Raw genomic sequence first — 9,579 nt, forward strand, 5'->3', positions numbered from 1 at the left:
AAAGAGATGCAAGCAGATATTCTTGTTGTCGGCGGTGGGCTGGGGGGCGTAGCGGCAGCGTTAGCGGCAGCACGTGCCGGTCGTACAGTCATCATGACTGAGGAGTACGACTGGATTGGTGGACAACTTACCAGTCAAGCAGTGCCGTCCGACGAACATACATGGGTTGAACAATTCGGTATCACCCGGTCCTATCGGAAGCTGCGCGAGGGTGTGCGCCAGTATTATCGGGACAATTATCCTTTGACCGAGGGCGCGCGCGCGTGGGGGGACCTTAATCCTGGCGCAGGCTGGGTCAGCCGGATCTGTGCTGAGCCGCGCGTCAGTCTCGCCGTGATGGAAAGTATGCTCGCGCCTTTTTGTGGTGCGGGCCGACTGACAATTCTGAAGCCGTACAGACCGATCGCTGCCGACGTTGATGCGGATATAGTTAGATCGTTAACCATGCGTCACCGCGACACCGAGAACGAAATCGTCATCTCCGCTGATTACATTGTGGATGCCACGGAACTAGGTGATCTGCTTCCCATGACGGGCACAGAGTATGCGACGGGCTTCGAAGCGCAGTCCGATACCGGGGAACCGAGCGCGCCAGAACATGCGCAGCCCGATAACGTTCAAGCCGTCTCGATATGCTTTGCCATTGACCACGTTGATGGCGATCAAACGATCGATAAGCCGCAGAACTACGATTATTGGCGGCAATATCAGCCGCAGTTCTGGGGTGGCCCCATGCTGGGCTTCGTTGCCCCGAACCCGCGCACTCTTGAATATGCAACTCGCTCATTTACCCCCAATCCAGATGACGATCCGCTGCTGGTCGATGCGGACCAACGCAAGGGCGGCGGCGACGAGAACCTCTGGATCTTTCGTCGCATTGCGGCACGCAAGAACTTTGTTCCTGGCTTCTATAAGTCCGACATCTGCCTCGTGAACTGGCCGATGATCGACTACATGGATGGCACGATCATTGATGTATCCGAGGACGAAAAGGCACGGCACCTGAAGGCCGCTGCTGAGCTGTCGTATTCCGTCTTCTACTGGTTGCAGACTGAAGCACCGCGTCCCGATGGTGGCCAAGGCTTCCGTGGTTTGCGACTTCGTGGTGACATTACCGGGACTGACCACGGTCTCGCTATGGCGCCATACATTCGTGAGAGCCGCCGCATCAAGCCGATCACCCGTATCGTTGAGCAGGATCTCTCTCACACGGTGCGCGGAGACAAAGGTGCCGTGAAATATCGCGACAGTATTGGTATCGGAATGTATCGCATCGACCTGCATCCATCCACAGGCGGCGACAACTACATAGATGTGCCCTCCTGCCCGTTCGAAATACCCCTTGGTGCGCTTTTGCCGCAGAGGATCAAGAACCTCATCCCCGCGGGAAAGAATATCGGCACAACCCACATCACCAACGGTTGCTACCGTCTGCATCCAGTCGAATGGAACATTGGCGAGGTCGCGGGAATGCTGGCCGCCTTTAGTCTGGACCAAGGACTGACCCCGCATCAGGTGCAGGCTGACGATCGGCATCTCCATGACTTCCAAGCGAAACTTTGCAGCGAGGGCATCGAAATACGGTGGCCGCAGATCGGCGCGTATTAAGCACGAACCATGATTTGAAAGATCAAACCATCTTTGGAGGAGGACTGGCAATGAAACTGAAACAGGCTTTGAAATCGACTGCCTGCGCGCTGGCTTTGTTGGGTCTTGGTGGAATAGCCAAGGCCGAAGACACAGTGAACCTGCGCATGACGATCTGGAGCGCGAACGAAGCGCATCTTAAACTGTTTAACGAGATAGCTGCTGATTTCAAAAAGGCTCATCCAAACGTCAATGTGGCCTACGAGTCCCTGCCGTTCGACACTTATACAACAGCACTGACAACTCAGATCGCTGGCGGCAACGCGCCGGATATGGCATGGATTTTCGAGACGTCTGCCTACGATTTTGTCAAGTCGGGCGCCCTGTATCCGCTCTCCGACACTCTCAAAGCAACTCCGGGCTATAATCTCGAGGAGGTCAGTGCGGGTGCGACCGAACGCTGGTCCCAGGCCGGTCAAATTTATGCATACCCCTTCTCAACCTCGCCATTTGCGATGTTCGTAAACAACGACCTTGTCAAAGCCGCTGGTGCAAAAACTCCTGCGGAGATGATAGCAGATGGTCAATGGACGTGGGATAATGCCATTTCTACTGCCTCCGCCGTGGCTAAATCTGGAAAAGGCGGCTTGGTCGTCCGCGATTTTAACTATCAGAATTGGCAGTATCTTACGTCAGTCTGGAATGGGTGGGGGGCGTCGCCCTGGAGTGAGGACGGAAAGACTTGCTTGATGGCTGAAAAGCCGATGGCTGATGCATTGTCAATTATTCACGATGCCATCTTCACCAAAAAGGCTATGCCTGGGCCCGGCGAAACCGTAGACTTCTTTGCCGGCAATGCTGCAATGACCATCACCCAGATCAGCCGCGCCTCGCTGTTACCCAAGGACAAGCCGTTCTCCTGGGATCTCGCTCCTCTACCGAAAGGTCCCGCCGGTGATTATGCCCTTATCGGCCAGGCCGGTCTCGGCGTCATGCAGGCGGGCAAGAACGCCAAGGTGGCAGCTGAGTTCGTAGCCTATATGACAAATCCCGAAAACTCGGCGAAGCTTAGTCAGTTCTTCCCCTCAGCTCGAAAGTCTTTGCTAAACGCCGACGTGCTCAAGAAAACAAATCCACTGTTGACTGAGGAGCAGATCGAGAATGTCGTCATAAGGGGCATTTCGACCGGGCGGGTCATGCCAGGGCATACAGGCTTTGCGCAGATCCAACAAACGGTTCGATCGGGCCTCGATTCGGTCTGGCGACCTGACGCCGATGTGCCCGGCACATTGCAAAAGATCTGCGGGCAGATTGCTCCGCTTTTGAAGCGGTAGGTGATCGAAATGGCCACCTGGCACCAAAACAAAGACAAAGCGAGAAGCGTTGTATCGCCACCGTTCTGGACCACTGCGCGACGCGACAGCTTTGCCGGATTTCTATTTATCGCGCCGCAACTGATTGGCATCATCACTTTCGTTCTGGTGCCCCTCGGTCTCGTCTTCTGGTACTCGCTTCACGAATGGAACGTGTTGGCGAACACGTTCACGTTCATCGGCACACAGAACTACCGGCTTTTGTTTGAGGATACAAATCTTCTCGAGGTGCTTTGTGCAACGGCAATCTTTTCCGCAGGACTTGTCGTGCTCAACATGTCCCTGGCGCTACTACTTGCAGTCCTCCTCAACCAAAACCTCAGGGGCATTGCAATTTTCCGCACACTGTTTTTCTCGCCGGTCGTCGTCTCGCTCGTCGCCTGGACCATCGTTTGGGGATTTCTTCTCCAAAAGAATGGCGGCATCAACGGTATGTTGCTCCTGATCGGCGTAGAAGGGCCAAACTGGCTGCGTGAAGAAACGACCGCGATGATTTCGGTCATCGTGGTCCAGGTATTCAAGAATGTCGGGCTCAACATGATACTGTTCTTAGCCGCGTTGCAGGGGGTGCCAAAGGAACTTTACGAAGCGGCACGCATCGACGGCGCGCCTGCTGTGAAACAGTTTTACCGCATTACCTTACCGCTGATCAGCCCAACTATCCTCCTGACTTCCATCATTACCATCGTCGGTTCGTTGCAGGTTTTTGCGCAGATCGCGGTACTAACACAGGGCGGGCCGGGTCTCTCGACAACGGTTCTTGTCTACTACCTTTATCAGCAGGCCTTTCAGTTTCACTTGTTTGGCTACGGTTCCACGCTTTCCATCGTGCTTTTTATAATCGTTGCAGCGCTTACCTTTTCTCAGTGGCAGATGCGAAAAAGGATCGTCTTTTATGAGAGCTGACCATTCTACTCGCGTAAAAACAGCGCTTTATGGGCTTCTGTGCGTCTTGCTAATTCCCTTCGTCTTTCCGACGTGGTGGATGGTCACCTCGTCGATAAAGCCAATCAGCGACATTTTCGCCTTTCCACCGCAGCTCGTTCCACAGGGATACGACTGGACTACCTATACCAAGGTCTTCGAGTTGCAGCCCTTCGCACGTCAATACTGGAACTCCGCCTACATCGCGGTCGTGGTTACAGTTGGCACAATGGCTATCTCATCCATGGCAGGATATGCATTCGCCAGGATCAAATTTCCCTTTGCCAACTCAATCTTCATGATCGTGTTGCTCGGACTTTTGATCCCATCCGAGGTTACCATCGTGCCCTTGTTCCAGATGTTCCTCAAGTCAGGCATGGTTAATACGCACTGGCCCTTGGTCTTGGTGCCAATCTTCGGCGCTCCAAGCGTGTTCGCGACCTTCGTGATGCGGCAATTCTTCGTCACCTTGCCGGCAGAGTTGGAGGAAGCAGCTAGGGTAGACGGTCTCGGACGGTTCAAGATTTTTAGGAAGATCGCCCTACCTCTTGCCAAACCCGCACTCGCCTCTGTTGCTATTTTCACATTCCTGCATTCGTGGAACCTCTTCCTCGAACCCATCGTGTTCCTCTCAAGCGCTGAGATGTTCACCCTACCGCAGGCGCTAACACAATACACCGACGCTTATGGCGGACCGATGTGGAACATCCAACTAGCCGCAGCCACTTTGACGGCTTTGCCTGTCCTCATTGTCTTCATTATAGCCCAGAAACAGTTCGTTGAAGGACTGGCTCATACTGGCCTTAAAGGCTGAATTACGGGAACTCTATCATGGCAGAAGTCAGCCTTTCAAATATCAGCAAAAATTACGGCGCCGTGAAAACGATTCACGGCATTGATTTCGACATTCGAGACGGCGAATTTGTTGTTCTCGTTGGACCCTCCGGATGCGGAAAGTCCACCTTGCTCAGAATGATTGCCGGCCTTGAGACAATCACTGGCGGTGTGCTTAAGATCGGCGATAAAGAGGTCAACGATCTCGATTCAAAGGATCGAGACATCGCTATGGTCTTTCAATCCTACGCTCTATATCCGCACATGACCGTGGCAGCGAACATGGGATTTTCGCTTGAGCACCGAGGTGCGAGCAAGTCAGAAATTTCCGAACGCGTGAAGTGGGCTGCCGGGATTTTAAGTCTGGATCGTCTACTCGATCGCTATCCTCGACAACTCTCGGGCGGGCAGCGCCAACGCGTCGCGATGGGTCGAGCGATTGTCCGAAACCCACAGGTATTCCTCTTCGACGAACCATTGTCGAACCTCGACGCAAAGCTTCGTGTGGTGATGCGTGGTGAGATCAAAGCCCTGCACCAAAAGCTAAAGACAACAACGATCTACGTCACGCATGACCAGGTTGAAGCCATGACAATGGCTGACAGGATTGTTGTCCTAAACGGTGGGCGAATAGAACAGATCGGTGCTCCCCTCGATCTTTATGATCGTCCGGCGAACCGCTTTGTTGCAGGTTTTATTGGCTCGCCGGCTATGAACTTTTTGGAAGGTAAAATCACCCCGGATGGCTTTGCCATGTCGCATGTCCTGTTGCCACTTCCCCCTTCGGCACAGAACCACGTAGGCCGGACAGCATTTTACGGCATTCGGCCAGAACATCTCCGATTCCATCCCACCGGAGTTCCAGCCAATGTTCTTCTAGTCGAACCTATGGGCGCCGAGACACAGGTGACAATGCAGATCGAAGGAAGTCAGATCGTCGGCATATTCCGTCAGCGAGTGACGTTTTCCCCGGGTTCCGTGATTACCATATTGCCAGACGTCAGTGAGGCACACCTCTTCGCTAGCGATACTGGGGATCGACTAGGCTAACCTGGTTCGCATTATTTGGCCATTAAAGCGATCTTCTCCTTCCGATCGTTTCAATGGTTTTGCGAGTAACCTTGAGCTCACGTGGTTATCGCGATGACGTATGTGATCTACCATTTCAATGTGATGTCACCGCGAAGAAGAATACCCAGATAGGCAAGGGGCCTACATGACCGAAACGGAAAACACGAAAGCCTATTGGAGCACGCTGCCTTGGCATCGCCAATGGCTGGTAAAGCAGGCGGAAGGCCTGTTCGACTTCTTCCAGTGTCGCGCGGTGAACCCCAAGGGCGGCTTCTTCGATCTCGACCGAAAAGGCGCTCCTCTCTCCTCCGACAATCCTGTGCGCGGCATCCACGCCTCAGCCCGCATGGTGCATTGCTTCTCCATCGGCCACCTTCTCGGTCGCCCCGGCTGCGGCGATATCGTCGATCATGGCATGACCTATCTCTGGGACAGTCACCGCGATCAGGAGCATGGCGGCTATTTCTGGCAGGTGGACGACAACGGCCCTGCCGACGCTACCAAGCAGGGTTACGGCCACGCCTTCGTGCTTCTCGCCGCCTCCTCCGCCAAGGTCGTCGGGCATCCGCTGGCAGATGCCATGTTGGCCGACATCACCGAGGTTCTCGAAACCCGCTTCTGGGAAGAGAAGCATGGTGCGATCAACGAAGAGTTCCATCGCGACTGGTCGCCGATCGAGAACTATCGCGGCCAGAATTCCAACATGCACCTGACCGAAGCCCTGATGGCGGCGTTCGAAGCCACGGGCGACAAGAGCTATCTTACAAAGGCCGAACGGATCGCCGATCTCATCATCCGCCGGGCAGCGGGCGCGCTGGACTTCCGCGTGCCGGAGCATTTCGACGAGAACTGGGTGCTGGACAAGAATTACCGCGGCAACGAGATGTTTCGTCCCTCCGGCTCCACGCCCGGCCACTGGCTGGAATGGTCACGCCTTCTCTTACAACTCTGGGTGCTGGGCAATCGCAAGCACGAGTGGATGCCGACCGCCGCCAAGTCACTCTTCGTCCAGTCCATGGCGCTCGGCTGGGACCGGGAAAAAGGCGGCTTCTTTTATACGCTCGATTGGGACAACACGCCCGCCAAGACGGAAAAGCTCTGGTGGCCCATGTGCGAGGCAGCCGGTGCCGCCCACTTCCTCAACGAGCACCTGCCTGCGGACGAGTTCTACGAAGACAGCTACCGCCGCATCTGGAGCACGATTGCGAACAACTTCCTCGACCATCAATTTGGCGGCTGGCATGAGGAACTGACCGAAGAGCTCGTTCCGGCCAACACACTCTTCCCCGGCAAGGGTGATATCTATCACGCCCTGCAAGCCTGCCTCATCCCGCTTTTCCCGGCAGATGGAAGCCTGACAAAGGTCATTGCTTCAAAGGGTGGACGACTTTGAATTGGAGTTTAGTTGATAGCTCCACGGGTGAACTCTGCCTCAAAATTTACCGTGAAGGTCGACCTTGAAAAAATGACGAGCTTTAGCGATCTAAAAGACGTGTTTTCCAAGCAGCGTACACTATTTTAGGCCGAGTGCTCGCTTCAACGTGTGAGGGCAGTTCAGCGCGATTCTAAAGCCCGCCATAGCACCTTCACCGCGATGGAAGATATTAGAAATCCTACGAATGAGCCACCGTTGATCTGACCTGAAGACTAGAGCACGTTGAACGCGGAATCGTTTTGAGGATTCCTTTGGTGACGAAATTCTGATTCCTTGCTCCGAGTGGTGATTTGGTTGGAGGGAACATGACTCGAGCTTTCAGCGACGATCTTCGTAGCCGCGTCTTGGCTGCTTCGCGTGATGGTATGTGGGCGCGCTCTGCGGCCGCTCGATTTGGGATCGGAATTTCGACAGCCATCGCCTGGATTGCCAGTGCACGGCAGGGGCAGATGACGCCAGCGAAACAGGGACGACGCGGCGGCTCGCGGCTTGATGCCCACGAGGATTACATCGTGGGTATGATAGAGGAGGCAAAGGACGTCACGCTCAATGAGATGGTCCTGCGGCTGGCCGAAGAGCGGGCGGTTTCCATTGGCCGCAGCGGGCTTGATGTCTGGCTGCGAAAGCGTGGCTGGACATTCAAAAAAAGACCGCACATGCACTGGAGCAGGAACGCCCCGATCTTCTGAAGCGTCGTCAGGACTGGTTCGACGGTCAGCTCGACCTCTATCCGGCACGTCTTGTCAGAGCTGGCTCGGTTTGTCTGAACAGTTTTGTGCCGATTGTTAAGTGGTTTCCGGCGCTGTTTATGCCGCGAGGGGAATTGTCTGCGGCTGTTTGAAGTAGATCTGATCCGGAGTTTTCCGGTCAAGAGATGAATGTGGGCGTCGGCCATTATAGAAGGCCAGATATCGGCCGATCCCAAGGCGGGCGTCGGACCCGGTTTTGTAGGCATGAAGGTAAACCTCCTCGTATTTGATCGATCTCCATAGCCTTTCCACGAAGACGTTGTCGCGCCAGGCTCCCTTGCCGTCCATCGAGATGCCGATTTCGGCATCCTTCAAGAGCTTGACGAAGTCGAGGGATGTGAACTGGCTGCCTTGGTCCGTGTGGAATATCTCCGGCTTGCCGTAGCGCGACAGTGCTTCCTCGACGACAAAACCCGGCGACTAAACCAGTCGACGACCGCGCAGAGATATACGAGGGCCCGCGCCATCGGGATATAGCTGATGTCCATCGCCCAGACTTGGTTGGGCCTGACGATGGCGAGATTCTTGAGAAGGTAGGGATAGACCTTGTGGCCGGGTGCGGGTTTGGAGGTGTTCTTGCGACGTTAGATCGCCTCGATGCCCATCTTCCGCATCAGAGTTCGAACATGCAGGCGACCAACGTCATGGTCCTCGGCATTCAAAAGCCCCTGCAGCATCCGACTGCCGGCGAAGGGATAGTCCAGATGCAGTTCGTCAATCCGGCGCATGAGAGCCAGATCGGCAACTGAGGCCGGTTGCGGCAGGTAATAGACGCTGCCGCGGCTGATGCCGAGTATCCAGGCCTGGCGGGAGACGGACAGTTTGTGGCTCCGGTCGATCATCGTTTTCCGCTCAGCAGTCCGGCCTTGCCGAGCGCGCCGGCTAAAAAACCGTTCTCCAGCGTCAGCTCACCGATTTTGGCATGAAGGCTTTTGACATCGACGGTAGGGACCGCGTCCTCCTCCCGGTCGTCGCCGAAGACGCCAACCGCGCCGTCGAGCAACTGATCTTTCCATTGCTTGATCTGGTTCGGATGCACGTCGAACTGCTGCGCGAGCTCGATCATTGTCTTCTCGCCCTTGATCGCGGCGAGCGCGACTTTCGCCTTAAAGGCCGGGCTGTGGTTGCGGCGAGGTCGTTTTGTCATCATGGCTCCTGTTCCCGGCATACTGCCGTGTTCAAAAGCCGAAAGCCACTTATCTCAACTGTTCAGATTTGCCGAGCCAGCTCTGTCGACGGTATTGGCTGCCGTGGCATGTAGCATCACTCTCACGTTCTTGGGGACATTGCGCTTCTACCGCCAACGACAGCATCGACTGAATGCAAGACGACAACGTTGACCTCTCTTCGATCATCGTCACCCCTTGTCATGAAAGTTCAGCGAATCAATATCCTGCCCGGGGGACGACGGTCTGCGGCATGCTAGAAAGGCTCTAGCCTGCGGGTTTGAAACGCCCGGTCCAACACAGAAAGCTTCGCGAGGGAGGCTGAGATATAGGCGTTTCAGTGGTTGCGGGGGCAGGATTTGAACCTGCGGCCTTCAGGTTATGAGCCTGACGAGCTACCGGGCTGCTCCACCCCGCGTTGATTTTGAGCGATGTCCGAG

Annotated in this window: 6 protein-coding genes, 1 tRNA gene and 2 pseudogenes; 7 read left to right on the forward strand and 2 right to left on the reverse strand. The window is 55.2% G+C overall.

What is annotated here, in order from left to right; all coding sequences use genetic code 11:
- Positions 1-6 precede the first annotated feature (6 nt).
- The 7 genes and pseudogenes from ACQZ5M_RS14700 to ACQZ5M_RS14730 form a co-directional block, all read left to right on the forward strand.
- Entirely contained in the window at positions 7-1,608 is a 1,602-nt protein-coding gene (locus ACQZ5M_RS14700; RefSeq protein ID WP_449080149.1) for an FAD-dependent oxidoreductase, read from the forward strand.
- Positions 1,609-1,658: 50 nt separating this feature from the next.
- On the forward strand, positions 1,659-2,921 hold the full coding sequence (locus ACQZ5M_RS14705; protein ID WP_449080133.1) for an ABC transporter substrate-binding protein: 1,263 nt from the start codon (positions 1,659-1,661) through the stop codon (positions 2,919-2,921).
- Positions 2,922-2,930: 9 nt separating this feature from the next.
- Positions 2,931-3,866: a carbohydrate ABC transporter permease gene (locus tag ACQZ5M_RS14710; RefSeq protein ID WP_449080134.1), complete on the forward strand. Its 936-nt coding sequence runs from the start codon at positions 2,931-2,933 to the stop codon at positions 3,864-3,866.
- Positions 3,856-4,698 carry a carbohydrate ABC transporter permease gene (locus ACQZ5M_RS14715; RefSeq protein WP_449080135.1) on the forward strand — a complete coding sequence of 281 codons (843 nt, stop codon included), beginning with the start codon at positions 3,856-3,858 and terminating at the stop codon, positions 4,696-4,698. Before ACQZ5M_RS14710 ends, ACQZ5M_RS14715 begins: the two co-directional genes overlap by 11 nt.
- 17 nt (positions 4,699-4,715) lie before the next feature.
- Complete coding sequence (locus ACQZ5M_RS14720) at positions 4,716-5,768, forward strand: ABC transporter ATP-binding protein (RefSeq protein WP_449080136.1); 1,053 nt, start codon at positions 4,716-4,718, stop codon at positions 5,766-5,768.
- Between the two features lie 166 nt (positions 5,769-5,934).
- The gene (locus tag ACQZ5M_RS14725; RefSeq protein WP_449080137.1) at positions 5,935-7,182 is read left to right on the forward strand and encodes an AGE family epimerase/isomerase; all 1,248 of its coding nucleotides are present in this window, start codon (positions 5,935-5,937) and stop codon (positions 7,180-7,182) included.
- Between the two features lie 347 nt (positions 7,183-7,529).
- Positions 7,530-7,969 (forward strand): annotated as a pseudogene (locus tag ACQZ5M_RS14730) (helix-turn-helix domain-containing protein); the annotation flags it as partial.
- Between the two features lie 61 nt (positions 7,970-8,030).
- On the opposite strand, the pseudogene ACQZ5M_RS14735 reads toward ACQZ5M_RS14730, so the two are convergent.
- Together ACQZ5M_RS14735 and ACQZ5M_RS14740 are read right to left on the reverse strand one after the other, a co-directional pair.
- Positions 8,031-9,120: pseudogene (locus ACQZ5M_RS14735) on the reverse strand (IS3 family transposase).
- 360 nt (positions 9,121-9,480) lie between these two features.
- Positions 9,481-9,557, reverse strand: a tRNA-Met gene (locus tag ACQZ5M_RS14740).
- Between the last annotated feature and the right edge of the window lie 22 nt (positions 9,558-9,579).

The organism is Rhizobium sp. 22-785-1 (genome assembly GCF_053521965.1).

What these genes read in the sequence shown, in the direction of transcription:
- ACQZ5M_RS14700 (WP_449080149.1), top strand. Translation starts at nt 7, where the DNA reads ATGCAAGCAGATATTCTTGTTGTCGGCGGTGGGCTGGGGGGCGTAGCG.
- ACQZ5M_RS14705 (WP_449080133.1), top strand. Translation starts at nt 1,659, where the DNA reads ATGAAACTGAAACAGGCTTTGAAATCGACTGCCTGCGCGCTGGCTTTG.
- ACQZ5M_RS14710 (WP_449080134.1), top strand. Translation starts at nt 2,931, where the DNA reads ATGGCCACCTGGCACCAAAACAAAGACAAAGCGAGAAGCGTTGTATCG.
- ACQZ5M_RS14715 (WP_449080135.1), top strand. Translation starts at nt 3,856, where the DNA reads ATGAGAGCTGACCATTCTACTCGCGTAAAAACAGCGCTTTATGGGCTT.
- ACQZ5M_RS14720 (WP_449080136.1), top strand. Translation starts at nt 4,716, where the DNA reads ATGGCAGAAGTCAGCCTTTCAAATATCAGCAAAAATTACGGCGCCGTG.
- ACQZ5M_RS14725 (WP_449080137.1), top strand. Translation starts at nt 5,935, where the DNA reads ATGACCGAAACGGAAAACACGAAAGCCTATTGGAGCACGCTGCCTTGG.